This is a genomic window from Nonomuraea guangzhouensis, from assembly GCF_019396345.1.
Lineage (GTDB): Bacteria > Actinomycetota > Actinomycetes > Streptosporangiales > Streptosporangiaceae > Nonomuraea > Nonomuraea guangzhouensis.
The window spans coordinates 70,008-93,429 of the sequence record NZ_JAHKRM010000016.1; the positions used below are offsets into that span (position 1 = coordinate 70,008).

At 69.1% G+C, this 23,422-nt stretch carries 24 protein-coding genes and 2 riboswitches; of the genes, 15 read left to right on the forward strand and 9 right to left on the reverse strand.

The window, feature by feature from the left end:
* Positions 1–14 precede the first annotated feature (14 nt).
* Both folK and KME78_RS31215 read left to right on the forward strand, forming a co-directional pair.
* On the forward strand, positions 15–518 hold the full coding sequence (folK, locus tag KME78_RS31210; protein WP_219532968.1) for a 2-amino-4-hydroxy-6-hydroxymethyldihydropteridine diphosphokinase: 504 nt from the start codon (positions 15–17) through the stop codon (positions 516–518).
* Positions 515–970: a DUF3180 domain-containing protein gene (locus KME78_RS31215; protein WP_219532969.1), complete on the forward strand. Its 456-nt coding sequence runs from the start codon at positions 515–517 to the stop codon at positions 968–970. The genes folK and KME78_RS31215 overlap by 4 nt, the downstream gene beginning before the upstream one ends.
* Here the strand turns inward: KME78_RS31215 and KME78_RS31220 are convergent.
* From KME78_RS31220 to KME78_RS31235, 4 genes are read right to left on the reverse strand one after another with little or no spacing between them, the layout of a single operon-like run.
* A complete protein-coding gene (locus tag KME78_RS31220; RefSeq protein WP_308127207.1) occupies positions 955–1,272 on the reverse strand; it encodes a type II toxin-antitoxin system PemK/MazF family toxin in 318 nt (105 codons plus the stop codon). The genes KME78_RS31215 and KME78_RS31220 overlap by 16 nt on opposite strands.
* Positions 1,269–1,469, reverse strand: a complete 201-nt coding sequence (locus tag KME78_RS31225) for a hypothetical protein (protein WP_219532970.1) — start codon at positions 1,467–1,469, stop codon at positions 1,269–1,271. The genes KME78_RS31220 and KME78_RS31225 overlap by 4 nt, the downstream gene beginning before the upstream one ends.
* Positions 1,470–1,491: 22 nt before the next feature.
* Positions 1,492–2,598, reverse strand: a complete 1,107-nt coding sequence (locus tag KME78_RS31230) for an acyltransferase family protein (RefSeq protein WP_219532971.1) — start codon at positions 2,596–2,598, stop codon at positions 1,492–1,494.
* Positions 2,595–3,740: an NADH-quinone oxidoreductase subunit D gene (locus tag KME78_RS31235; RefSeq protein ID WP_219532972.1), complete on the reverse strand. Its 1,146-nt coding sequence runs from the start codon at positions 3,738–3,740 to the stop codon at positions 2,595–2,597. The genes KME78_RS31230 and KME78_RS31235 overlap by 4 nt, the downstream gene beginning before the upstream one ends.
* A 121-nt stretch (positions 3,741–3,861) precedes the next feature.
* Between KME78_RS31235 and KME78_RS31240 the strand changes: the two genes are divergently transcribed.
* On the forward strand, positions 3,862–4,434 hold the full coding sequence (locus tag KME78_RS31240) for a DoxX family protein (protein ID WP_219532973.1): 573 nt from the start codon (positions 3,862–3,864) through the stop codon (positions 4,432–4,434).
* 32 nt (positions 4,435–4,466) lie between these two features.
* On the opposite strand, the gene KME78_RS31245 is transcribed toward KME78_RS31240, so the two are convergent.
* Positions 4,467–5,765, reverse strand: a complete 1,299-nt coding sequence (locus KME78_RS31245; protein WP_219532974.1) for an aminotransferase class V-fold PLP-dependent enzyme — start codon at positions 5,763–5,765, stop codon at positions 4,467–4,469.
* 42 nt (positions 5,766–5,807) lie between these two features.
* Positions 5,808–5,923: riboswitch (SAM riboswitch) on the reverse strand.
* 103 nt (positions 5,924–6,026) lie between these two features.
* Between KME78_RS31245 and KME78_RS31250 the strand changes: the two genes are divergently transcribed.
* Positions 6,027–6,752 (forward strand): TerC family protein, encoded by a 726-nt coding sequence (locus KME78_RS31250; RefSeq protein WP_219532975.1) that lies wholly within the window; start codon positions 6,027–6,029, stop codon positions 6,750–6,752.
* A gap of 9 nt (positions 6,753–6,761) precedes the next feature.
* Positions 6,762–7,952, forward strand: coding sequence for a cytochrome P450 (locus KME78_RS31255; protein WP_219532976.1), 1,191 nt, complete (start codon positions 6,762–6,764; stop codon positions 7,950–7,952).
* A 280-nt stretch (positions 7,953–8,232) separates the two neighbouring features.
* On the opposite strand, the gene KME78_RS31260 is transcribed toward KME78_RS31255, so the two are convergent.
* A complete protein-coding gene (locus tag KME78_RS31260; RefSeq protein ID WP_219532977.1) occupies positions 8,233–9,195 on the reverse strand; it encodes an SAM-dependent methyltransferase in 963 nt (320 codons plus the stop codon).
* A gap of 283 nt (positions 9,196–9,478) precedes the next feature.
* Here KME78_RS31260 and KME78_RS31265 point away from each other — a divergent pair, with 283 nt between their 5' ends.
* The 4 genes from KME78_RS31265 to KME78_RS31280 all read left to right on the forward strand — a co-directional run bounded on the left by KME78_RS31265 (position 9,479) and on the right by KME78_RS31280 (position 14,585).
* On the forward strand, positions 9,479–10,369 hold the full coding sequence (locus KME78_RS31265) for a Rossmann-like and DUF2520 domain-containing protein (RefSeq protein ID WP_219532978.1): 891 nt from the start codon (positions 9,479–9,481) through the stop codon (positions 10,367–10,369).
* Positions 10,360–11,196, forward strand: a complete 837-nt coding sequence (gene panC, locus KME78_RS31270; protein WP_219532979.1) for a pantoate--beta-alanine ligase — start codon at positions 10,360–10,362, stop codon at positions 11,194–11,196. The genes KME78_RS31265 and panC overlap by 10 nt, the downstream gene beginning before the upstream one ends.
* Before the next feature lie 80 nt (positions 11,197–11,276).
* Positions 11,277–13,799, forward strand: coding sequence for an L-aspartate oxidase (locus KME78_RS31275; protein ID WP_219532980.1), 2,523 nt, complete (start codon positions 11,277–11,279; stop codon positions 13,797–13,799).
* Between the two features lie 3 nt (positions 13,800–13,802).
* Positions 13,803–14,585, forward strand: a complete 783-nt coding sequence (locus KME78_RS31280) for a type III pantothenate kinase (RefSeq protein ID WP_219532981.1) — start codon at positions 13,803–13,805, stop codon at positions 14,583–14,585.
* A 51-nt stretch (positions 14,586–14,636) separates the two neighbouring features.
* Here KME78_RS31280 and KME78_RS31285 read toward each other — a convergent pair whose 3' ends face one another.
* On the reverse strand, positions 14,637–15,110 hold the full coding sequence (locus KME78_RS31285; protein ID WP_219532982.1) for a hypothetical protein: 474 nt from the start codon (positions 15,108–15,110) through the stop codon (positions 14,637–14,639).
* A gap of 147 nt (positions 15,111–15,257) precedes the next feature.
* Here KME78_RS31285 and lysX point away from each other — a divergent pair, with 147 nt between their 5' ends.
* Positions 15,258–16,739 (forward strand): bifunctional lysylphosphatidylglycerol synthetase/lysine--tRNA ligase LysX, encoded by a 1,482-nt coding sequence (lysX, locus tag KME78_RS31290; RefSeq protein ID WP_308127208.1) that lies wholly within the window; start codon positions 15,258–15,260, stop codon positions 16,737–16,739.
* 130 nt (positions 16,740–16,869) lie between these two features.
* Here the strand turns inward: lysX and KME78_RS31295 are convergent, their stop codons facing one another.
* A complete protein-coding gene (locus tag KME78_RS31295; protein WP_246652351.1) occupies positions 16,870–17,799 on the reverse strand; it encodes an NADP-dependent oxidoreductase in 930 nt (309 codons plus the stop codon).
* A gap of 278 nt (positions 17,800–18,077) precedes the next feature.
* On the opposite strand from KME78_RS31295, the gene KME78_RS31300 reads away from it, so the two are divergent.
* Both KME78_RS31300 and KME78_RS31305 read left to right on the forward strand, forming a co-directional pair.
* Positions 18,078–18,389, forward strand: a complete 312-nt coding sequence (locus KME78_RS31300) for a winged helix-turn-helix transcriptional regulator (protein WP_246652440.1) — start codon at positions 18,078–18,080, stop codon at positions 18,387–18,389.
* Between the two features lie 638 nt (positions 18,390–19,027).
* Positions 19,028–19,240, forward strand: a complete 213-nt coding sequence (locus KME78_RS31305; protein ID WP_214641953.1) for a LuxR C-terminal-related transcriptional regulator — start codon at positions 19,028–19,030, stop codon at positions 19,238–19,240.
* 66 nt (positions 19,241–19,306) lie between these two features.
* Here the strand turns inward: KME78_RS31305 and KME78_RS31310 are convergent, their stop codons facing one another.
* Positions 19,307–20,350 (reverse strand): C40 family peptidase, encoded by a 1,044-nt coding sequence (locus tag KME78_RS31310; RefSeq protein ID WP_219532983.1) that lies wholly within the window; start codon positions 20,348–20,350, stop codon positions 19,307–19,309.
* Between the two features lie 5 nt (positions 20,351–20,355).
* Positions 20,356–20,512, reverse strand: a riboswitch (cyclic di-AMP (ydaO/yuaA leader).
* 289 nt (positions 20,513–20,801) lie between these two features.
* Here KME78_RS31310 and KME78_RS31315 point away from each other — a divergent pair.
* The 3 genes from KME78_RS31315 (at position 20,802) to KME78_RS31325 (ending at position 23,349) form a co-directional block, all read left to right on the forward strand.
* Complete coding sequence (locus KME78_RS31315; RefSeq protein WP_219532984.1) at positions 20,802–21,359, forward strand: amino-acid N-acetyltransferase; 558 nt, start codon at positions 20,802–20,804, stop codon at positions 21,357–21,359.
* Between the two features lie 97 nt (positions 21,360–21,456).
* A complete protein-coding gene (locus tag KME78_RS67370; RefSeq protein ID WP_219532985.1) occupies positions 21,457–22,752 on the forward strand; it encodes an RDD family protein in 1,296 nt (431 codons plus the stop codon).
* A gap of 108 nt (positions 22,753–22,860) precedes the next feature.
* Positions 22,861–23,349, forward strand: coding sequence for an RDD family protein (locus KME78_RS31325; protein WP_219532986.1), 489 nt, complete (start codon positions 22,861–22,863; stop codon positions 23,347–23,349).
* Positions 23,350–23,422 lie beyond the last annotated feature (73 nt).

The window sequence follows — 23,422 nt, forward strand, 5'->3', positions numbered from 1 at the left end:
GAGGGGAGCAGCAGGTGAACGTCGTACTGTCTCTCGGCAGCAATCTCGGGCGGCGCTTCCAGACGTTGCAGGGCGCCATCGACACACTGTTCGACGCGCCGGGGCTGTCGTTCGTCGCGGCCTCGCCCGTCTACGAGACCGACCCGGTGGGCGGTCCCGCCGGGCAGCGCCCCTTCCTCAACGCGATCGTCGTCGCGGAGACCACGCTCCAGCCGCGCGCGCTGCTGGAGCGGGCGCAGAGCGTCGAGAACGCCTTCGGCCGGGAGCGCAAGGAACGCTGGGGCCCGCGCACACTCGACATCGACCTGATCACCGTGGGCGGCACGATCTCCGACGACCCCGACCTGACGTTGCCGCACCCGCTCGCGCACGAGCGGGCCTTCGTCCTCGTCCCCTGGTCGGAGGTCGATCCGGCCGGCGTGCTGCCCGGCCAGGGTCAGGTCGCCGACCTGCTCACGGACCTCGACCAGAGCGGTGTCCGGCTGCGTGAGGATCTCAAGCTGCAGAGGCCGGATTGAGGCCCACCCGCCCCGGCCCGCTGGTCGGCATCATCGTGATCGTGGCGTTGGTCTCCTGGATGGTGGTCCGGGAGTTCTACGCCGACCTCCCCATCGTGCCGTGGACCGCCATCCCCACCGTCCTGCTGCTGGCCGTCGGTGAGGCCTACAGCGGCTGGGTGACGAAGGCCAGGATCGACCACAAACCTGACACCAAGCCGGTCGAGCCCCTGGCGGTGGCCCGGCTGGCGGCGCTGGGCAAGGCGTCGGCCTACGTGGGGGCGGTGTTCGCGGGCTTCTTCGGCGGGTTCGCCCTGCACACGGTCCAGTTGTTCACCAGGGAGACGCCGCGGGCCGAGTTCTTCATCGCGGCGGGCTCGCTGCTGGCGTTCGTGGTGCTGATCTGCGCCGCCCTCTTCCTGGAGCACGCCTGCCGCATCCCCAAGGACCCCGAGGATCAGAGGCCCAGGTAGAGCGTGACCGCACGCTCGACTTCGGTCAGCTCGTCGCGGCCCAGGTAGTGGACGGGCTCTCCGTGGATGAAACCGGCGTCGATCGTGCGGATCTGGTCGACGAGCAGCTTGGTCCGTCGGCCGCCGAACTCCACCTCGGGGCGGAAAACGGTGGCCTGCGCGGCGGTGGAGGCAGGGATCACCGTGGCCACACTCCACGACATGTCCGCCGGACTGAGTACGAGAGCGTAGCGACGGCCACGTTGCTCGTGCCCTCTCTTCGCGTCTCCCAGGTCCACTCGGTAGATGGCGCCGCGAATCACCAGGCGTCCGCTTCCTCGGACAGGTCCTCGTCGGCCAGCCGCGCGGCGTCGGCGCGTGCCCGTGTGAGCCAGACCTCCCGTTCGAGCAGGCGGAGCGCGCGCCGGATCACGTCGCTGGTCCGCTCGCCCTCCCGCATGGCGGCCTGGATGATGCGCTCGTCCTCGGGAGTCGCCCGGAACCCGATGTTGGCCATCATGCTTCCAGGCTAGCGCCCATGTTCAACGTTTGTCCTGCACATGTTCGGCAGAGGCTCGTTGGCGGCCGAAGAGGTAGACGACCGGGAGGGTGCAGACCAGCGGGCCCAGGATGGCGAGCGGGCGCTCCAGCCACCATCTGAGGTCTGGTGGCACCTCGCCGCCGAGCGTGCCGAAGAACCACCACAGCAGGCCCAGCGCGATCGCCATGCCCGTGGTGTGGAACAGGAACAGCGGCAGGGCGTAGCGGTTGATGGTGTCGTTGACCCGGCGCCACCCGGGCATCTCCAGGACCCGTTCCATCGACGGCCGCAACACCTCCACCAGCCCGATCTGGAAGAGCAGCAGCGCCACGATGACGAAGGTGGGCGGGGCCATGTTCGACCACTTGTCGCCGGGCACCCCGACCATCGAGCCCGGGTAGATGCCGGAGTAGACCAGGCCGAACAGGGCGAACAGCCCGGTCCACAGGATGCCCACGTCATAGCGCCGGGGCAGGATGACGACCCGGTCGTAGAAGAAGCCGGCCTGGTGGGCCAGCCCCCAGACGATGAGCATATTCAGCCAGCCGACCCAGTCGACGCCGTACCGGAAGCGGACCACGTCGACCACCAGGGCGGCGCCGCCCAGCCAGATGAGCACCAGCACGTCGTAGTGGCGGTGCAGCCACAGCGCCACGGGCAGCAGCGCGATCAGCACCAGGTAGACGCCGAGGAACCAGAGCGGGCTGAGCACGAGCAGCACCACCCGCCACATCCACTCGACGTGGAACACCCAGGTCACGACCGCGCCGATGGCGATCCACACGCCCGCCAGCACGAGCGCGGGGGCGGACAGCGCGCGGATGCGCCGCCAGACGAACCGGCCGATGCCGACGCCGCGCGCCTGGGCGCGGTTCCACGACAGCAGGTGGACGTGGCCGCCGACATAGAAGAAGAGCGGCAGCACCTGGAGCAGCCAGGTGAGTATCCACAGCCCCGAGGTGAAGCCGAGCGGGCTGGTCGGCTCGGGCCCATCGGGCTTCCACTGCAGGATGGTGAACGCCCAATGCCACACCACCACGACGATCAGGCTGAGGGCGCGCAGCCAGTCGACGTACTTGTCCCGCTGCGGAGTCACGACGCCGGTCACTTGTCGATGTCACCCACGACGAAGAACATCGAGCCGAGAATCGCCACCATGTCGGCCACGAGGTGCCCCGGCAGCATCTCCCGGAGCACCTGGATGTTGCTGTAGGAGGCGGAGCGCAGCTTGAGCCGCCATGGGGTCTTGTCTCCCTTGGATACGAGGTAGTAGCCGTTGATGCCGAGGGGGTTCTCGGTCCAGGCGTACGTGTGCCCTTCCGGCACCTTCAGCACCTTGGGCAGCCGCTGGTTGATGGGGCCGGGCGGCAGCGAGCGCAGCCGGTCGACGCAGGCGTCGGCCAGCTCCAGCGAGACCTTGAGCTGTTCGAGCAGGATCTCGAAGCGCGCGTGGCAGTCGCCCGCGGTGCGCGTGACGACCTTCACCGGCAGCTCGGGATAGGCGAGGTACGGCTGGTCGCGGCGCAGGTCGATGTCGACACCGGAGGCACGGGCGATGGGGCCGCTCACGCCGTACTGCAGGACCTGCTCGCGGGTCAGGACGCCGACGCCCTTGGTGCGGGCGAGGAAGATCTCGTTGTTCAGGATGAGGTCCTCGATGTCCGGCACGCGGCGCCGGGTCTCGGCGACGGTCTCCGACACCCGGTCGAGCCAGCCGAGCGGCAGGTCCTCCTTCAGCCCGCCGACCCGGTTGAACATGTAGTGCATCCGGCCGCCGGAGATCTCCTCCATCACGGCCTGGATGCGTTCGCGCTCGTTGAAGGCGTAGAAGATCGGCGTGATCGCGCCCAGCTCCAACGGGTACGAGCCGAGGAACATCAGGTGGCTCAGCACCCGGTTGAGCTCGGCCAGCAGCGTACGCGCCCAGACGGCCCGGACCGGCACCTCCATACCCAGCATCCGCTCGGCGGCCAGGACCACGCCCAGCTCGTTGGCGAACCCCGCCAGCCAGTCGTGCCGGTTGGCCAGCATGATGATCTGCCGGAAGTCGCGGACCTCGAACAGCTTCTCCGCGCCCCGGTGCATGTAGCCGATGATCGGCTCGGCCGTGGCGATGCGCTCGCCGTCGAGGGTGAGCCGCAGCCTGAGCACGCCGTGCGTCGACGGGTGCTGGGGGCCGATATTGAGGATCATGTCCTCGGTGGCCAGCTCTTTCGCCCCGACGCCGATCCCGACCACGCGTTCCGTCATATGGCAATGCTGCCACCAGCAGTGGTGGTGATCCAGCACAGGACAGGGTCAAGGAACGTTATGCCAGCGCATCCTGCCTACCGGACAGGGGAGGAATACCGGGAATGGGGGGAGATGTACCGTGCAAAGAATTGGCTTTGATCTGGCCGCCCTGATCGCGCGAGTGGCGCTCGGCGTGATCTTCGTAACCCACGGGTGGCAGAAGTTGCAGGGCGGGGTGCCGGCCACGGCCGCCGCCTTCGCTCAGATCGGCGTGCCGCTGCCGCAGCTCTCGGCCTTGTTCGCCATCGTCGTGGAGAGCCTCGGCGGGGTTCTGCTGATCATCGGCCTGCTGGTCCGGCTGGCGGCGCTCGGGCTGCTGATCGACATGCTGGGCGCGATCATGTTCGTCCACGGTGGGCACGGCGTCATGGTGCAGAACGGCGGCTGGGAGCTCGCCGGCGCGCTGGGCGTGGTCTGCCTGCTGCTCGTGGCGCTGGGCGGGGGCCGGATCGGGATCGACGGCATCCTGCACGGCACGTACCGGCGGCGCGCCGAGCGCCGCGCGGCCGAGCAGGATCTCGCCGGTCACGCCCCGGCGACCTCCATCAGACCGGAGGCGGACACCACCAGACCCATGTCTGCCCGCCCCGCCGGGTACTTCGATGACACCGTCGCCGACGAGCCATCGCGCAGACGCCCACCGCCCGGCTGACCTCAGCGGGCGGCGCGGTTCCGCGGCCGGCCTCAGCGGGCGGCGAGGTCCCGGAGGGCGTCGACGAGGCGGTCCACGTGCTCCTCCGTGGTGCCGATGCCGATCGAGGCACGCACCGCGGAGGCCGTGTCGTCCTCGCACCCGCCGTCGGCCGTGCCGAGCAGGTGCCGAACGAACGGATGCGCGCAGAACTTCCCGTCCCGCACCCCGATCCCGTACTCGCCGGACAGCACCTCGGCCACCTCGCGCGCCGAGTGCCTGTCCACGACGAACGAGACGATGCCGACGCGCGGCTGGTCCGGCCCCCAGAGTGACAGCTCGCGCACGCCCTCGATCGTGGCCAGCCCGCTCCGGAGCCGGGCGATCAGCCGCTCCTCCTCGCGCACCAGCTCGGTCCAGCCGGTCGCGCTGAGCGCGTCGCAGGCGGCGGCCAGGGCGATGGCACCCAGCACGTTAGGGGTGCCCGCCTCGTGCCGCGGCTCGGCATCGTCATGCCAGTCAATGCCTTCCTCGACGTCCGCGGCCACCGCACGCACCGCGCCGCCGCCCTTCAGGTACGGCTCGCCGGCCGAGAGCCAGTCACGGCGGCCGACCAGCACCCCGGCGCCGAAGGGGGCGTAGAGCTTGTGGCCGGAGAAGGCGACGTAGTCGAGGTCGAGCGCGGTCAGGTTGAGCCGCCGGTGCGGCACCAGCTGGGCGGCGTCCACCAGGATCCGGGCGCCGTGGCGGTGCGCGATGTGCGCCAGGGCGGCGATCGGCCAGAGCTCGCCGGTGACGTTCGAGGCGGCGGTGACGACCAGCAGCTTGGGGCCGTCGATCGCGGCCAGCGCCTCGTCGGCCGCGCGGACGGCCGCACCGGGGAAGGCGGGCGGCGCCAGCCGTACGGACCGCTTCCATGGCAGGAGCGAGGCGTGGTGCTCGGTGTCGAAGACGACCGCGGTCGTGCCCTCGGGCAGGCAGCGGGCCAGCAGGTTCGTGGCGTCGGTGGTGTTGCGGGTGAAGATCACGGCATCGTCGGGGCGGGCGCCGACGAAGGCCCTGACCGTGTGACGCGCCTGCTCGTAGCGGGCGGTGGTGAGCTGGGAGGCGTACCCCGCGCCGCGGTGCACGCTGGAGTAGGCCGGGAGCGCGGCGGTGACGGCGGCGCTGACCGGCTCCAGACAGGGGGCGCTCGCCGCGTAGTCGAGGTTCGCGTACGTCACGAGCCGGCCGCCCTTGACCGGGACCTCCAGATCGGTGCCGAGCACGGCGGGGATCGGACGGCTGTGCCCGACCGGCGTCTCGGTGGCAGCCTGGGCGGGCAGGGAGCTGAAAATCGTCAAAGTGGACATAGGGCACCTCCTGGGCACATCGGACCCCTGGAGCGCCCAGCGAGCCCGCGCTTGCCCGCCACACTTCGTGACGGACCAGGTCTTCACCCGGGGCACCCCGCCGCGGACGCGAGGGTTGCCGGCCAGCAAGCCGGGGCTGTGCGCTGGCACTCATGACCTACACCCCGCACTATAACCGACACTCGGCCATCAATCGCAACCGCGAACTTATGCGGCCCCTGCCTCGTTGGTAACTGAAACCCCTGCTGTGAGGAGTACCTAATGCTGGACTGGGTGGCCGACCCTCAGATCTGGATCGGGTTTTTCACCCTGGTCGCACTAGAGATCGTCCTCGGTATCGACAACATCATCTTCATCTCCATCCTGGCCGGGAAGCTGCCGCCGGAGCAGCGCGACAGGGCCCGGGTCATGGGCCTGGGCGCGGCGCTGATCAGTCGGCTGCTCCTGCTGCTGGCGCTGTCGTGGGTGGTGCGGCTGACGGAGCCGCTGTTCGAGGTCTTCGGCTACGAGATATCCGGGCGCGATCTGATCCTGCTGCTGGGCGGTCTGTTCCTGCTGGCCAAGAGTGTCACCGAGATCGGGCACAGCATGGAGCTGAAGGAGGAGGACGGCAAGACGCGGGCCGTCACGTCGTTCGCCTCGGTGATCGCGCAGATCATGGTGCTGGACGTGGTGTTCTCGCTCGACTCGGTGATCACCGCCGTGGGCATGGTGGACGAGCTCGGCGTGATGATCGCCGCGGTGATCGTGGCGGTGCTGGTCATGCTGTTCGCGTCGGGGCCGATCAGCAGGTTCGTGGACAAGCATCCGAGCATCAAGATGCTGGCTCTGGCGTTCCTGGTGCTGATCGGGGTGGTGCTCATCGCCGAAGGGCTCGGCCAGCACATCTCGAAGGGCTACATCTACTTCGCGATGGCCTTCTCGGTGATCGTGGAGCTGCTCAACATCCGGATGCGGAGCAGGCATGCCAAGCAAGCATCCTCATAAGATGAAATAGTGCGCTTCGACCCCTGGAATCCGGATTTTGTCGCCTATCCGTACGGTGCCTATGCGGCGCTGAGGCATGACGCGCCCGTCAGCTACTTCGAGCCGACGGGCCAGTGGCTGATCTCCCGGCACGCGGACGTGAACGCGCTGCTCAGAGACCGCCGCCTGGGCCGCTCCTACCTGCACGTGGCCACGCACGAGGAGTTCGGCAGGCCGGCCGAGCCGGAGTTCCAGGAGCCGTTCTGGCGCGTGACCAGGGCGGGCATGCTCGACGTCGAGCCGCCGGTGCACACCAGGCTGCGCCGGCTGGTCTCCAAGGCGTTCACGCCGCGCATGGTCGAGTCGCTGCGCCCCCGGGTCAGGTCGATCGCGGAGGGGCTGGTCGGCGCGTACGTCGAGAAGGGCGGTGGCGACCTGATCGCCGAGGTGGCCGAGCCGCTGCCGGTGACCGTCATCGCGGAGATGCTCGGCGTGCCCGAGGCCGACCGCCACCTGCTGCGCCCCTGGTCGGCCGACATCTGCCGCATGTACGAGCTGAACCCGAGCCTGGAGTCGCAGCACGTGGCCGCCAAGGCGGCGGCGGAGTTCGCCGACTACCTCGCGGGCCTGGCCCGCGAGCGCGCCGTACGACCGGGCGACGACCTGATCAGCGCGCTCGCGGCGATCGACGAGCTCACCGAGGACGAACTGGTCGGCACCTGCGTGCTGCTGCTGAACGCCGGTCACGAGGCGACCGTGAACGTGACCGGCAACGGCTGGTGGTCCCTGTTCCGCAACCCCGCCGAGCTGGCCCGGCTGCGCGCGGACCGGAGCCTGCTGCCCACGGCCGTCGAGGAGCTGATGCGCTGGGACACCCCGCTGCAGATGTTCGAGCGGTGGGTGCTGGAGGACATCGAGGTGCACGGGGTCGAGATCCCGCGCGGGGCCGAGGTGGCGCTGCTGTTCGGCTCGGCCAACCGGGACGAGACGGTGTTCGACGACCCGGACCGGCTCGACGTCGGGCGGCCGGAGAACCCGCACATCTCCTTCGGGGCGGGGATCCACTTCTGCCTTGGTGCCCCGCTGGCCCGCCTGGAGCTGATCGAGTCCTTCGGCGCCCTCCTGGAGCGGGCACCGAAGCTGGAGCTCGTCAGCGAGCCGGAGTGGAAGCCGGGCTACGTCATCCGCGGCCTGAACTCCCTCGACCTCACAACCAGCTGACCGCGCTTTCCACCCGCACCGCTCCGTCCCCGGCACCGCAAGCGCTCGCCGCCCGCTCCTCGGCCCGAAGTACAGCGGAAGGACCCCAGCGGTCCCCGCTCCTCAGAAGGACCTCAGCCGAAGTACGGAGGGGAGCGCGGGACACAGCGAGCGATCGCTGCCCCACTCCTCAGAACCCCGGCCGCCCCTCCTCCGAAGGACCTCAGCCCTCCCCCTCCTCCGAAGGACCCCAGCCGAAGTACGGCGAGGAGCGCGGGAACAAGGGGGTAGTTGCGCGCGGTCAGCGGTCCTGGGTGAGCCAGCCAAACCCGCCGAGCCCCCTCGCGTCGATCAGCTCCCCCTCCTCCGAGGCACGCGCCAGACCCCGCAGATAGCCCGGCGGATCGGTGCGGGCGAGGTCGATGGGCGGACGCGTGCCGGTGACCCCCAGAGCCCTTAGCGCATCCCGCTGTGTGGACAAGCCTGTGGATATCGCACCGGCCCGCCGCCCGGCCTCGGCGCACGCGTCGAGCGCCACGTGCGCGGTGATGTCGCAGGTCCCGTCGGGTATGGGCGCCACGACCGCACCGTCGCGGTACCCGGTGAGCGTGCCGTGGCAGGGGCGGTTATCCACAGGGTGTGCATAATCGATGGCCACCGCGCGCCCCCTGCTGAGCCGGGTCAGAACAGCCGCCCAAGCGGCATCCCGAGGGCACCCGATCTCCCCCCGCGAACCGATGCGGCCCAGCGGCCACCACCGGTCCAGCCAGGCGCGGCCGTCCCCGGGCACCGGGTCGCCCAGCCGCTCCTCACCCGTCTTGGTCTCGACCAGAACCAGCCGCGGCCCGTCAGCCGTCTGCTCGGCCACGTCGAGCGGGATGTTGTCCAGCCACTCGTTGGCGATCGCCAGCCCGGTGATGCCGTACGGGATCCGGGAACGCCAGGCGATGCTCTCGGGCAGGCCGTCGGGCCGGGGCGAGAGGTCGACGGCGGTGATGTTGAGCCGGGCGCGCAACGCGGGGTCGGCCGCGTCGAGTACGCGGGCGACCAGGACGCCCTCTCCCGCGCCGATGTCGACCAGGTCGAGGCGGTCCGGCGAGCCCAGTTCGGCGTCGACCTGGGTCAGCAGCGCCAGAACCGCCTCGGCGAATGCGGCCGAAGCACTGACCGAGGTACGAAAGTGGCCCGAAGGGCGCTCACGAAGATAAAAGCCGTCCTCGCCATAAAGCGCGTGCCGCATCGCGGCGCGCCAGGGGAGCCACATGCCCTGGACTATCTCATGGCTCGCCGAAACGAGGACCTGGCCGACCAAGTCCGCACCTCCAAGAGGCTCGCATTTCAACGCGGGCGTCGGGTCGCAGACTCGGCGCCCGCCACCAATGCGATGACCCCTCTCCTCATCTCTTCCGACAGGGGGTGCACGCTTTTATATGCCCTTGTCCCATTTGTCGGTAACTCAACATGCAGCAAAAGCCTGGTCACATACGCAGTCTCGAGCGGCCGTTACTCTGGGCGGCAGTGCCATCAGGTCGACAGGGGTGGACGTCATGGACGCAGGGGATCGCCCGGGGCGGTTGGCAGTGGGTGTGCTGGGCGCGGGCAAGGTGGGTTCGGTGCTCGGTGCCGCACTGGCGCAGGCCGGGCATCACGTGGTCGCCGCCAGCGGAGTTTCCGATGCCTCGCAGCGGTGGGCGGCGAAGCGGCTCGGTGTGCTGCCGACCCGGCCCGAGGAGGTCGTCAAGGCCGCTGAGCTGATCCTGCTCACCGTGCCAGACGACGCGCTGCCCGACCTGGTCAACGGGCTGGCGTCGACCGGCGCGGACCTGCAGGGCAAGCTGCTCGTGCACACCAGCGGCGCGTACGGGCTGTCGGTGCTCGACCCGGCCGCCAGGGCGGGCGCGCTGCCGCTCGCGCTCCACCCGGTGATGACGTTCACCGGCAGGGACGACGACCTCAACCGCATCACCGGCATCTCGTTCGGCGTGACGGCGCCCGATCCGCTCAGGCCCATCGCCGAGGCCCTGGTCATCGAGATGGGCGCCGAGCCGGTCTGGATCGCCGAGGCCGACCGTGCCCTCTACCACGCGGCCCTGGCCGGGGCGGCCAACCACATGGTCACGCTCATCGCCGAGTCGCAGGAACTGCTGCGGGGGATCGGCGTCGAGCATCCGGGGATCATGCTCGGCCCGCTGCTCGGCGCGGCGCTCGACAACGTGCTCCGGCTCGGCATCGCCGGGCTGACCGGTCCCGTGGTGCGGGGTGACGCGGGCACGGTGCGCAAGCATGTCGACGCGCTGATCCTGGCCGCCCCCGAGGCGGCCGACGCCTACATCGCCCTCGCTAGGCTCACCGCGGACCGCGCGCTCGCCGCAGGGCTGCTGAAGCCCGAGGAGGCCGAGCGCCTGCTCGACGCGCTCGGAGGCAACATATGGACCTGATCGTCGCCAGAAACCGCATCGACCTGGTCAAAGCACGCGGCCAGGGGAGCGTCGCCCTGGTGCCCACGATGGGCGCGCTGCACGAGGGCCACCGCTCCCTGATCCGCGAGGCCCGTACCCGCGCCGACCAGGTCGTGGTCAGCATCTTCGTCAACCCCCTGCAATTCTCCCCAAACGAGGATTTTTCCCGCTATCCACGGACGTTTGATGCGGACCTGGAGGCGTGCCGGGACGAAGGCGTGGCCGTCGTCTTCGCTCCGACCGCCGACGACATGTATCCCCTCGACCGCCAGGTCAGCGTCCAGTCCGGAGAGATGGGCACGATCGTCGAGGGCGCGATCCGGCCCGGCCACTTCGACGGCGTGCTCACGGTCGTGCTCAAGCTGTTCAACCTCGTCCAGCCCGACGTGGCGATCTTCGGCCAGAAGGACGCCCAGCAACTCGCCATGATCCGCAGGATGGTCGCCGACCTCGACCTGCCGATCGACATCGTCGGCGCCCCCACGGTCCGCGAGCCCGACGGCCTGGCGCTGTCGAGCCGCAACCGCTACCTGTCCGCCGACGAGCGGCAGATCGCCCTCGCGCTCTCCGCGGCTCTGCGGGCGGGCGCGGCGGAGTCCGTCCCGTCGAAGATCCGCGCTGCGGCGCTGTCCGTACTCGACGCCGCGGCGCCCCGGCTCGCGCTCGACTACCTGGTGCTCGTCGATCCGGCCACGTTCAGTGAGGTGTACGAGTCCTACCGGGGCGAGGCCGTGCTGGCGGTCGCCGCCAAGGTCGGCACCACCCGGCTGATCGACAACGTCGTCCTGACGCTGCGCCCTGCCTGACTAGACCCACCCCGGGGTCATCGCATCCTCCGATGGGGGTTATCGTCATATTGACGAAATCGCCTCTTTGAGGAGACTCCATGAGCGCACCGGCGATTCCCCTCCGACTGACGGCCCCCGATCCCGGCTGGATCGCCGAGGCCGACGTGGTCGTCGTGGGCTCCGGCATCGCGGGGCTGACCGTGGCCCTGCGCTACGCCGAGCTGGATCCCGCGGCCAAGGTCCTCGTCGTCACCAAGGACGTGCTCTCGTCCGGGTCCACCCGCTGGGCCCAGGGCGGGATCGCGGCCGTGCTCGACCCGCGCGACAGCCCCGACGAGCATCTGAACGACACCTTGGTCGCCGGGGTGGGCCTGTGCGACGTACGGGCCGTACGGACGCTGGTGACCGAGGGGCCGGGCGCGCTGCGGCGGTTGATGGAGCGCGGCGCCCGGTTCGACCGGACCCCCGACGGTGAGCTCCAGCTGACCAGGGAAGGCGGCCACCGGCGCGACAGGATCGTGCACGCGGGCGGCGACGCCACCGGCGCCGAGGTGCAGCGGGCGCTGGTCGAGGCGGTCAAGGCGGGCTCGGTGGAGGTCATCGAGCACGCGCTGGTCCTCGACCTGCTGACGGACGCCCGCGGCCGGGCCAGGGGTGTGACGTTGCACGTCATGGGCGAGGGCGCGCGCGACGGCGTGGGCGCGGTGCACGCGCGCGCGGTCGTGTTGGCCACCGGCGGCATGGGGCAGGTGTACGCCTCCACGACGAACCCCGGCGTCTCCACCGGCGACGGCGTCGCGCTCGCGCTCAGGGCGGGGGCCGTGGTGCGCGACATCGAGTTCGTCCAGTTCCATCCCACGGTGCTGTGGCTCGGCGAGGAGTCGACCGGGCAGCAGCCGCTGATCTCCGAGGCGGTCAGGGGCGAGGGCGCCGTTCTGATCGACCACGAGGGCCGCAGGTTCATGACCGGCGTGCACGAGCTGGCCGACCTCGCGCCGCGCGACGTGGTCGCCAAGGCCATCATGCGGACCATACGCGAGAGCGGGCAGAGCCACGTCTTCCTCGACGGCCGCCACTTCGGCGAGGACCGGTGGAAGACCCGCTTCCCCACGATCTACGCGGTCTGCCGCGAGCACGGCATCGACCCGGCCACCGAGCCCATCCCCGTCGCCCCCGCCGCCCACTACGCGAGCGGCGGGGTCAGGACCGACCTGCTCGGCCGTACCTCCATCGAGGGCCTGTACGCCTGCGGCGAGGTCGCCTGCACGGGCGTGCACGGCGCGAACAGGCTCGCGTCCAACTCGCTGCTGGAGGGCCTGGTCTTCGCCGAGCGCATCGCCGCGGACATCCACGCGGAACGCGCCACCGAGGAGCCCACGACGGTACGGACGGCGGGCAACGTGGTGACGGGTCTGGCCGATCCGCGGATCCGGGCCAGGATCCAGGCCCACATGAGCGGGGGAGCGAGCGTGCTGCGTAGCCGCGAGTCGCTCGCGGAGACGGCGCGGGCGCTCCGCGACGCCCGCTGGACCCCGGTCCAGGTGCTGCCGTGCACCGAGTCGTGGGAGGCCACGAACCTGCTGACCGTCGCCACCGTCCTGGTGGGCGCGGCCCGGGCGCGGCTGGAGACCCGCGGCTCGCACTGGCGTGAGGACTTTCCGGACCGGGACGACAATGACTGGCTGGGCCACCTGGACGTGACCCTGACCGAAGAGGGGCCGCAGATGACGTTCACGCCGCACGGCGACACCACGCCGCCGCGACTGGCGCAGGAGCTCGCCGCCGCCGGGCTGAACCCGGCGGAGATCGACGCGCTGATCGACCGGGCCCTCGACGAGGACCTGCAGGAGGCGGGCGACGTGACGAGCCTGGCCACCATCCCGGCGGAGCAGCGCGCGATCGCGGACGTGGTGGCGCGCAAGGACGGCATCGTCGCCGGGCTGGCCGTCGCCGAGGCCGTGTTCGTCCGGCTGGGCGCCGCCCGTACCGAGCGAAAGGCCAAGGACGGCGAGCACGTCCGGGCGGGCGACGTGCTGATGACCGTGGAGGGGCCGGTCAGGGGCCTGCTGACGGCGGAACGCACCGCGCTCAACCTGCTCACGCACCTGTCGGGCGTCGCCACGCTGACCGGCCGCTGGGTCGAGGCGATCAGCGGCACCCGGGCCAGGGTGCGCGACAGCCGCAAGACGCTGCCCGGGCTGCGGGCGCTGGAGAAGTACGCGGTGCGCTGCGGCGGCGGCGTCAACCACCGGATGTCCCTGTCGGACGCCGCGCTGATCAAGGACAACCACGTGGTGGCCGCCGGCGGGGTGGCAGAGGCGTTCCGCGCGGTGAGAGAGCGCTATCCGGAACTGCCGATCGAGGTGGAGGTGGACCGGATCGACCAGCTCGGTCCGGTGCTCGAAGAAGGGGCCGAGGAGATCCTGCTCGACAACTTCACGGTTGAGCAGACCGCCCAAGCCGTCCACATCGTGAGAAATCGGGCGAAGCTTGAGGCGAGTGGAGGGTTGACCTTGGAATCGGCCCGTGATGTAGCCGAAACTGGCGTTGACTACCTTGCGGTGGGAGCGCTCACGCACTCGGCGCCGGCCCTCGACATCGCACTGGATCTACGGGGGTAATCGATGCTGCTAACGATCGACGTCGGCAACACGCACACGGTGCTCGGCCTGTTCGAGGGCGAAGAGGTCATCGAGCACTGGCGGCTGGCCACGGACGCCCGCCGCACCGCCGACGAGATCGCGGTCGTGCTCCAGGGACTGCTCGGCCAGTCGCCGTTGCTCAAGGGAGCCGATGTCAGCGGCATCGCGATCTGCTCGACCGTACCGAGCGTGCTCAACGAGATGCGCGAGATGTGCCGCCGCTACTACGGCGACGTGACCGCGGTGATCGTGGAGCCGGGCATCCGCACGGGCGTGCCCGTCCGCATGGACAACCCCAAGGAGGTCGGCAGCGACCGCATCGTCAACGCGCTGGCGGCCATCGACCAGTACGGCGGCCCCTGCGTCATCGTCGACTTCGGCACCGCGACCTCGTTCGACGCGGTGTCGGCCAAGGGCGAGTACATCGGCGCGGTCACCGCGCCCGGCATCGAGATCTCCGTCGACGCCCTGGCGGCGGCCGGCGCCCAGTTGCACAAGGTGGAGCTGGTCAGGCCGCGCTCGGTCATCGCCAAGAACACGGTCGAAGCGCTCCAGGCCGGCATCATCTACGGCTTCGCGGGCCAGGTCGACGGCATCGTCGAGCGGATGACGGCCGAGCTGGCCGACGACCCCGACGAGGTGACCGTGGTGGCCACCGGCGGCCACGCGGCGCTGGTGGTGGGCGAGTCGCGCTCGATCGACGTGCACGAGCCGTGGCTGACGCTGATCGGCCTGCGCCTGATCTACAACCGCAACACGGCATGAACAAGCGGCCCCCCGCTCGGGTGAGGGGGCCGCTTGCGTTCGTGGACCGTCTTACTCGGATTCGTTGGTGTACAGGTACTCCCAGCTGCCGCAGTTCCTCGGAGAGCTGCTGTGGAGGCCGATCTGGCAGACCTTCACCCGGATGCTGGAGGCGTCGTCGGTGTCGAAGGAGAAGCGCTTGAAGGCGGGGTAGCCGCAGTACTTCTTGCTGTAGACCGTCGACCAGTTCTCGTCGAAGTCGCTGGCCTGGAACTTCACGTAGGCGCATTTGCCGCCCTCGTCGTAGCTGCGGTTGTCCAGGTCCCAGAGCTTGCCCTTGACGGTGACCGTGTTCGACTCCTCGTCGTCGTCCCACTCCACGCCGATCCAACCGGAGGCCTTGGCCAGGTAGTGCTGCGAGTAAACCGGGCCCCAGGACTCGGAGTAGTCGTCGGTGGTGCTGGCGTTGGCGGCTGCGGGCAGCGCTAAGGCCAGCGCGCTCGTGGCGGCGACGGCGGCGAGGCCGGTCGCGAGCTTCTTCATCATGATCTCTCCTTGAGCTCCCCCTGGGCCGGCGCCCTGCCGGTTCCCCCCTGAGCTCGATGTGTCATTAGTAATCGGGAGCTCTTGCAAGCACCCTGCAGAGAGGTGACGAGCCCTTGCAGTTCGCCATATCCCCTACTCTTTGATGCTGTGAGCGACGAACTTCCCGAGCAGATGCGCATCCGGAGGGAGAAGCTCGACCGCCTTCGCAGTGAGGGCGTCGATCCTTACCCGGTGACCTTTCCCCGCACGGCGACCAACGCCGAGGTCAGGGAGAAATACCAGGGCCTCGACCCGGACACCGCGACCGGCGACAAGGTCGGCGTGGCGGGCCGCGTCATGCTCAACCGCGTGGGCGGCAAGCTCTGCTTCGCCACGCTCCGCGACGGCGGCGGCGACCTGCAGGTGATGATCTCGCTCGACAAGGTCGGCGAGGAGTCGCTCGCGGCCTGGAAGCGCGACGTCGACCTGGGCGACCACGTGGGCGTGGAGGGCGAGGTGATCACCTCCCGCCGCGGCGAGCTGTCGATCCTGGCCGACCGCTGGCAGATCACCGCCAAGTGCCTGCGACCGCTGCCGGAGAAGCACGTCGGCCTCACCGACCCCGAGGCCCGGGTCCGCCAGCGCTACGTCGACCTCATCGTCAACGACGAGGCGCGGGAGATGGCCCGGATCCGCAGCGCCACCGTGCGCGCGGTGCGTGACTTCTGGCACGAGGAGGGCTACCTCGAGGTCGAGACGCCCATGCTGCAGCCGATTCACGGCGGCGCGACGGCCCGGCCGTTCAAGACCCACATCAACGCCTACAACATGGAGCTCTACCTTCGCATCGCGATCGAGCTCTATCTGAAGCGGCTCGTGGTCGGCGGCATCGAGAAGGTCTTCGAGATCAGCCGCAACTTCCGCAACGAGGGCGCGGACTCCACGCACAACCCCGAGTTCACCATGCTCGAGGCGTACGGCACCTACCTCGACTACAACGACATGGCCGACCTGACCCAGCGGATGTACCAGAAGGCCGTCGTGGCCGCGCTGGGCACCTCGGTGGTCGTCCACGACGGCGTCGAGGTGGACCTGGGCATCCCCGAGTGGCCGCGCGTCACGCTGTACGGGACGGTGTCCGAGGCGCTCGGCGAAGAGGTCACCACCGACACCCCGCTCGAGCAGGTCCGGAAATTTGCTGACAAGCGGGATGTCCACTGGGATCCGAAGTGGGGCCAGGGCAAGCTCGTCCAGGAGATCTTCGAGGCCCTCGTCGAGCACACGCTCATCCAGCCGACGTTCGTCATGGACTACCCGCTGGAGACCTCGCCGCTGACCCGCCAGCACCGCGACAACCCGCTGCTGACCGAGAAGTGGGACCTCATCGGGTTCGGCACCGAGCTGGGCACCGCCTATTCCGAGCTCGTCGACCCGATCGAGCAGCGGCGTCGTCTGGTCGAGCAGTCCCTGCTGGCCGCCGGCGGCGACCCGGAGGCCATGCAGCTCGACGAGGACTTCCTGCAGGCCCTGGAGTACGCCATGCCGCCCACGGGTGGCATGGGGGCCGGCATCGACCGGATGATCATGGCCTTCACCGGCAAGAACATCCGGGAGACGATCTTGTTCCCGCTGGTCAAGCCGACCCACTGACCCGCACGGTCGCGTCCTGACCCGCGCGGTCATGCCCTGACCCGCGCGGCCACGTCTCAACCCGCGTGGCCCAAGTCGTACCGCGCTCGGCCGGTGAGCGGATGGCTCACCGGCCGTAGCGTCGGGCGGCTCACGGCACCAGCACGAGCCGTCCACGCAGGCCGCCTGCCGCGAGGCGGGCGTGCGCGTCGGCGGCCTTCTCCAGCGGGTACGCGCCGGCGACGCGCAGCGTGATCCGGCCCGCCTCGACCAGGCGCACCACCTCGGCGAGCTGGTCCGCGTCCGCCCGGAAGAACACCGACGCGACGTCCGTGCCACGCAGCGGGATGACCGTCACACCGGGCGTCAACGAGACGTACGTGCCGCCGTCCCGTACGGCGTCGAGCGCGCCCAGCCCCAGCACCGCCGCGTCCACGACCGCGTCCACGCCCCCGGGCACCAGTGACCGCACCGCCGACGCCAGATCCGCGGACCGGGGCACGAACCACTCGGCGCCCAGCCCGCGCACGAGCTCCTCGTCGCCGTCCCCGGCCGCCGCCACCACCCGGAGACCCCGCACCACGCCCAGCTCGACCAGGTAACCGCCGACGGCTCCCGCGGCGCCCGTCACGAGCAGCGTCCGTCCCGGAGCGAGCCGGGCGCGGTCCAGCGCCTGCCAGGCGGTCAACGCGTTGAGCGGGATCGTCGCCGCCGCCACGGCCGACGCGCCCCGAGGCGCCCTCGCCACGGCCGAGGCGTCGACCACCACGTATTCGGCCTGCGCCTTGACCGGCAGCTCCAGCCTGGCCACCAGCGCGATCACCTCGTCTCCGATCCGATAGGCGACCCCTTCGCCCACCTGGTCGACCGTCCCGGCCACGTCGAAGCCGAGCCCGTAGGAGTCCAGCTTCCTGGCCACGCCGTGGTCGGCCAGCGTTCCCGCGGCCACCGCCAGGTCGAAGGGGTTCACCCCGGCCGCCGCCATCCTGATCCGCACCTGTCCCGGTCCTGCCTCCGGCACGGGCACCTCCACGAGCCGTGGGGAGCCGGTACCGCCAATGAGCGCGCGCATGTTCGTCATGTCTTCGACCCTAGGAAGAGTTACTCTCTCCCGGTAAGAAGGCACCTGTGAGTGCGTAACTCACCTGGAGGGACGAGTGATGGCGACGACCACGGCGGCCGGCCGGCGCGAGGCGGCCAAGCAGGCGTTCGACGCCTACTTCGCGTGTTGATGGCGATCCTGCGGATCGCGGCTCAGTCGCTGGGATCCGGCGTCTTCCGATCGTCGTTCAGTCGCTTCGCTCCCTCACTCCTCACTCCAGACACCGGCGCTCCTTCGCGGAGTATCCGTCGAGGAAGCTGCTCGAGCGGCTCAGCGACAAATGGGTGACGCTGGTGCTCACCGGCCTGGCGAGCGGGCCCCGCCGCTACAGCGACCTGTCCAGGCGCATCGCGGGCGTCAGCCAGAAGATGCTCACCCAGACGCTGCGCGGGCTGGAGCGCGACGGCCTGGTGCGGCGCACGGTCACTCCCTCGGTGCCGGTCCGGGTCGACTACGAGCTCACCCCGCTCGGCGAGAGCCTGATGCCGCTGGTGGCCGCGATCAAGGGCTGGGCCGAGGCCAACATCCAGACCGTCGAAGCGGCCAGGAAGACGTACGACGCCGCCTGACCCCCGGGGTCGCCGCGTAACGTTCAGGACGCCGTCGACGGTGAGGTTGACAGCGGTCCTTTGCCCGGCGGCGAATAGGAGAACGGTGATCAGCTCGGCCTCGTCCGGCAGCGTCCGGATCAGCTCGGTCGCGACAGCCTCGGCACGCGCTCGCGGGCGCTCTCTCTTGACCGGCCCGCGCAGGCGGCTGTGGTCGATCCGTGGAGTCCATGAGCAGGAACGATTCCACCGGCTCTGTCGGACCGCCTTTGCCGAGCGGGTCGGAGCCGTGTCCGAAACGGAGATCCCGTCCGCCCCGGGTACGAAAGAGTGGCCCACGCCGCTGTATTTCCCGATATTTCGCATATGGAGCGCAGGGCGATATCCGCGTCCCAGGGATCGAAGCCCAGCATGTCCGTGGTGCTCGGCGGTGGCGGGTCGGAGCCCTTGTAAGGACGGCTGTGCTCGCTCATCAGGCCCCGAAGCGTGCCGACATATGGCGAGTACTTCACATACAGAGGATCATGTCAATGTCGATCGTCAAATGTCAGGATTGGCTTGCTTGACGACCTTTCCAGAATGCGTTTACCGTCTGCGAGACGAGCAGCTCTGCTCGGACAGAGACGTCTCGAGTTCTGCTGTTGGGGGGAGGGCTCCCGATGTATGTGCTCACTGAAGGCGTCGAGCTCAGCCATGCGGATCTGGCGTTGCTGGCGGAGCTTGCCAAGGGAGTCACGGTTGACCGGGTGGGCAGACGACTGGATATCAGCGGGCGCACGGTACGCCGGAGACTGCGGGGTATCTGCGACCGCATCGGAGTCGCCACCGCCATCGAGGCCGTGGCCTGGGCCGCCCGCCGTCAGCTCATCTGACCGGGCCGCCGGGCCCGCCGCAAGAGCCCCCGTCGTCAGGGCGCCTGCTGCCGGCGCCCCGGACGTTCAGTCGGCGATGCGTACGGCACCCGCGAACGGACGGCGAGCGATGGACGCGATGCGCACGACGTCGCCGGTCTGCGGCGCGTGGACCATCATGCCGCCACCGATGTAGATGCCGACGTGGTGCAGGTCGCCGTAGAAGAAGACCAGGTCGCCGGCACGCAGCTCCTCCTTGGAGATGTGCCGGCCGGCCGTCCACTGATCGCCGGTGTAGTGCGGCAGTGAGATGCCCACCCGCTGGTAGGCCGCCATCACCAGGCCGGAGCAGTCGTACGAGCTCGGGCCCTCGGCGCCCCAGACGTAGGGCTTGAGCTGCTGCGTGAGCGCCCACCTGGCGGCTATCGCGGCCTTGCCGGCGCCGATGACCGGCAGGTTCACCCGCACGGCGCGGGAGCCGGGGCGGCCCGCCTCGCCGATCGCGCGCTTGAACAGGCTGCTCTCGACCTTGGCCACCAGCTTGGTGATCTTGTCTCGCTTGGTGTCGAGGCCGTCGACGATCTTCTGGACCTCGTCGATGCGTGTCTTGGCGCTGGTCCTGGCCCGCTCGGCGGCCTCTCTGGCCGCGGTCACCAGGTTGACCTCGACGCCCTGCTGATGTTCGAGCGCGTCGGTGGTGGCCGCCCGGTCGAGGAAGCTCTCGGGGTCGTCGGAGGAGCTGAACGTCAGGGAGTGGCCGAGGCCGCCGTTCATGTAGGCGTTCTGGGCCAGCAACGAGGCCTTGGCGCGCTTGGCGGCGAAGTCGGACTCGCTGGTGGCCAGTGTCTTCTGGGCCGCCTCGACCGCCTTCTTGGCGGTCTTGAGCTTCTCGCGCTGGCCGTTGTACTGCTCGCTGAGCGTCTCGATCTGGGTGTGGAGCTCCTCGGCCTGCTTGGACAGGGCCTTCAGAGAGGGCTTGGGATCGGCGACGGCGGAGCCGACGGGGATGGCGAACAGGAGAGTGGCGACGGTGGCCGCGATGACACCCAAGCGGGTGGAGGCTTTCCGGGATCCCGGAGGGCGGGCATGAGCGCCCGCCGGCTTCCCCTCGCGATTGCGGGTGTACTTCACGAACCAGCTCCTCTCATCGGCGCCTACCGGGTTAGCTGACGGGTTCGGGCCGGAGCAGCCCTACCGAACGAATCGCTCGGATTCACCCCAGGGTGGCGTCAGGATGAGCTCGCCACCGGCGGGTCCCCGGTTCTCCTCGCGGAGATTGGGCGCGTCTCCACGCTTGGCTCGCGCGGGTGACATCGTCGCTGGACACTAGTGCACTCCGCGTTCGTGCTCAACCAGAACTGCCAAGTCAGTAGAGGTTTCGCAACCGAAGGGTCACGAGAGGGTCTCGTGCTTGGCCGTACAGAACAGACTTTATGTCCTTTTTCCACCAAGTTCGCCAAGACATGGAAGCCTAGGAGCCAAGGGATCCCCCATCGTGATTGATCAACCACCGCATGTCATGAGATGGGGGAGAGGTCGCAGTTAGGGGGGAGCCGTAATCGGATCTGTACTCTGGAGACCCATGGAGCAGGTCGCCGAAGTGACAGTCCCGGACACGGAAATCGTCGTCCGGCGTGCCCGCACGCCGGATGTCAGGACGATAAGGCGCCTGGTCGACACCTACGCGGGCGCCGGACAGCGGCTTCTGGAGAAGGCCACCGTCACCCTGTACGAGGACGTGCAGGAGTTCTGGATCGCCGAACGCGGCGGCCAGGTGGTCGGCTGTGGCGCGCTGCATGTGCTTTGGGAGGATCTCGCGGAGATTCGCACGGTGGCCGTCAACCCGGAGTTCCGCGGCTTCGGAATCGGGCACCGGATCGTCTCTTCCTTGATCATGACCGCCCGAGAGCTCGGCCTGCGCCGGGTATTCTGTCTGACTTTTGAGGTCGATTTCTTCGCGAGGCATGGATTCCGCCCGGTTCAGGGCACTCCGGTCTCGCCAGAGGTCTACGCGGAGCTGCTGGCCTCGTACGACGAGGGTGTCGCCGAGTTCCTCGACTTGGAACACGTCAAGCCCAACACTCTGGGGAACACCCGCATGCTGCTCCACCTGACATCGGGTGACGCGGACCTTGACTAATGGGAAAGGTGATTGTTGATACCTATGTCGATACGTTGGGCAGCACAGGCATGTGTCCGGACACGTGCCACATGCGCACTCGAAGCGAGGTGACACGGTGAGCACCGGACAGCCGCCGTATCCACAGGACGAATCCGGCGAGAACTCTGCGCCTGGCGGGACTCCCGAATACGGACAGCACAACGCGGGCCGCCCCTATGGCGGCGCCGACCCGGATGCAACGATCGTTGGCTACCGGGCGGACGACGCCTATGGCCAGCAACCCAACTATGGGCAGCAGCAGCCGGGCTACGGCCAGCAGCCGCAGTACGGCCAGCAACAGCAGCCGGGCTACGGTCAGCAGCCTGGTTACGGTCAGCAGCCGCAATACGGCCAGCAGCAGCCCCAGTACGGGCAGCAGCCCGGCTATGGCCAGCAGCCTGACTACGGCCAGCAGCCCGGCTACGGGCAGCAGCAGGCTTCGGGCCAGCAGCCCGAGTACGGCCAGCCGGACTACGGTCAGCAGCCGCAGTCACAGCCCGGCTACGGCCAGCAGCCCGGCTACGGGCAGCAGCAGCCGTCCCAGCCTGGCTATGGTCAGCAGCCGCAATCGCAGCCCGGTTACGGTCAGCAGCCTGGCTATGGTCAGCAGCCCGCGTCGGGCCAGCAGCCCGGCTACGGCCAGCCGGCTTACGGTCAGCAGCCTGGTTACGGCCAGCAGCAGCCGTCCCAGCCCGGCTATGGGCAGCAGCAGCCGGGCTACGGCCAGCAGCAGCAGTCCCAGCCTGGTTACGGTCAGCAGCAGCAGCCGCAGTACGGTGGCCAGCCCGGATACGGGCAGCAGCAACCCCAGTACGGCCAGCAGCCCGGCTACGGCGCCCAGCCGTACGGGATGCAGCCGCCCGGAGCCCCGGCCCCGCTCGCCGAGTGGTGGCAGCGGCTCGTGGCGAGGATCATCGACGGTGTGATCTTCGGCATCGTGTCCGGGGTGCTGGGCCTGATTCTCGGGGCCATCCTGCTCAGCAGCTACAACTCCGTGACCGGCACGACGAGCGGCCTGCTGGGCCCGCTCGCCTACGGGATCGTGCAGACCATCTTGATGACGGCGATATATGTCGCCTACGAGTACTTCATGACCAAGATGAGCGGCCAGACGGTCGGCAAGCTGGTCATGGGCATCAAGATCGTGCCCATGGGCAACATGCTGCCGCCCGGCGGCCTGCCCAACGAGGTGGCGCTCAAGCGGGCGGGCGTCACCTGGGGCGGATACGCCCTCGGCATCATCCCGTTCGTCGGGACTCTGCTCGGCGGCATCGCCGTCGCGCTGAACGGTGCCTCCCAGCTCTGGGACAAGCCGCTGCAGCAGACGTTCGCCGACAAGTTCAGCAACACCGTGGTAGTGAAGATCAAGTAGTCCTCGAGAGCGCGAAACAGAGGTCGGCCGGTGGCCGGCCTCTGTTTTGTCTGTGCGGGCCGTACCAAAATGGGTAGCGGTCGGTTCGCCGAAGGGTCGAGGTGGGTTATGACCGGGTCACCGCCGTGGAGTGACGCGGTGCCGGCGGAATGGTGGGAACGCCTGGCCGCCCGGCTCATTGAAGCCCTCGTCTTCGGTGTCTTCTATTACATTCTGTTCGTCGCGCTCTGGGCAGTTTTTCGAACTGTCGGGTTGGTGGAGGTGTTCGACGGCCGACTGCCCGGCGTGTTCGCGTGGCTGCTCGCCGGGCTGGGATATACGGTCTATGACTGGACCGCGCATTCCATGGGCGGCCGCACCTTCGGCAAGGCGATCATGAAGATTCGCCTGGAGCCCGGTGGCCTTCGGCGATGCGCGCTGCTGAAACGGTCCCTGATCTATCCCGGAGCCGTCATGGTGATGGGCATTCCGGTGGTCAATGTGCTGGCCGGAATCTTCGTCTTCGGGGTCGGGATCCTCATCTTGATCGACAAGCCGCTGCAGCGCGGGCCGCACGACAGGCTCGCCGGAACACTGGTGACCAAAGATCTTCGTTGAGCCTTGGGTACCTGGGCTGATGCCTTTCCGTAAAATTTTCACTTGATCCGGTAAGGAGCCTGGAGAGACTGGC

Bases quoted from the DNA above. Each gene is read 5' to 3' on its own strand.
- KME78_RS31250 (WP_219532975.1), top strand. From the start codon at position 6,027: ATGCTGGACTGGGTGGCCGACCCTCAGATCTGGATCGGGTTTTTCACC.
- KME78_RS31295 (WP_246652351.1), bottom strand. From the start codon at position 17,799: ATGACGAACATGCGCGCGCTCATTGGCGGTACCGGCTCCCCACGGCTC.
- KME78_RS31260 (WP_219532977.1), bottom strand. From the start codon at position 9,195: ATGTGGCTCCCCTGGCGCGCCGCGATGCGGCACGCGCTTTATGGCGAG.
- KME78_RS31225 (WP_219532970.1), bottom strand. From the start codon at position 1,469: ATGATGGCCAACATCGGGTTCCGGGCGACTCCCGAGGACGAGCGCATC.
- KME78_RS31265 (WP_219532978.1), top strand. From the start codon at position 9,479: ATGGACGCAGGGGATCGCCCGGGGCGGTTGGCAGTGGGTGTGCTGGGC.
- KME78_RS31305 (WP_214641953.1), top strand. From the start codon at position 19,028: ATGTATGTGCTCACTGAAGGCGTCGAGCTCAGCCATGCGGATCTGGCG.
- KME78_RS31235 (WP_219532972.1), bottom strand. From the start codon at position 3,740: ATGACGGAACGCGTGGTCGGGATCGGCGTCGGGGCGAAAGAGCTGGCC.
- KME78_RS31285 (WP_219532982.1), bottom strand. From the start codon at position 15,110: ATGATGAAGAAGCTCGCGACCGGCCTCGCCGCCGTCGCCGCCACGAGC.
- KME78_RS31275 (WP_219532980.1), top strand. From the start codon at position 11,277: ATGAGCGCACCGGCGATTCCCCTCCGACTGACGGCCCCCGATCCCGGC.
- KME78_RS31245 (WP_219532974.1), bottom strand. From the start codon at position 5,765: ATGTCCACTTTGACGATTTTCAGCTCCCTGCCCGCCCAGGCTGCCACC.
- KME78_RS31280 (WP_219532981.1), top strand. From the start codon at position 13,803: ATGCTGCTAACGATCGACGTCGGCAACACGCACACGGTGCTCGGCCTG.
- panC (WP_219532979.1), top strand. From the start codon at position 10,360: ATGGACCTGATCGTCGCCAGAAACCGCATCGACCTGGTCAAAGCACGC.
- KME78_RS31325 (WP_219532986.1), top strand. From the start codon at position 22,861: ATGACCGGGTCACCGCCGTGGAGTGACGCGGTGCCGGCGGAATGGTGG.
- KME78_RS31315 (WP_219532984.1), top strand. From the start codon at position 20,802: ATGGAGCAGGTCGCCGAAGTGACAGTCCCGGACACGGAAATCGTCGTC.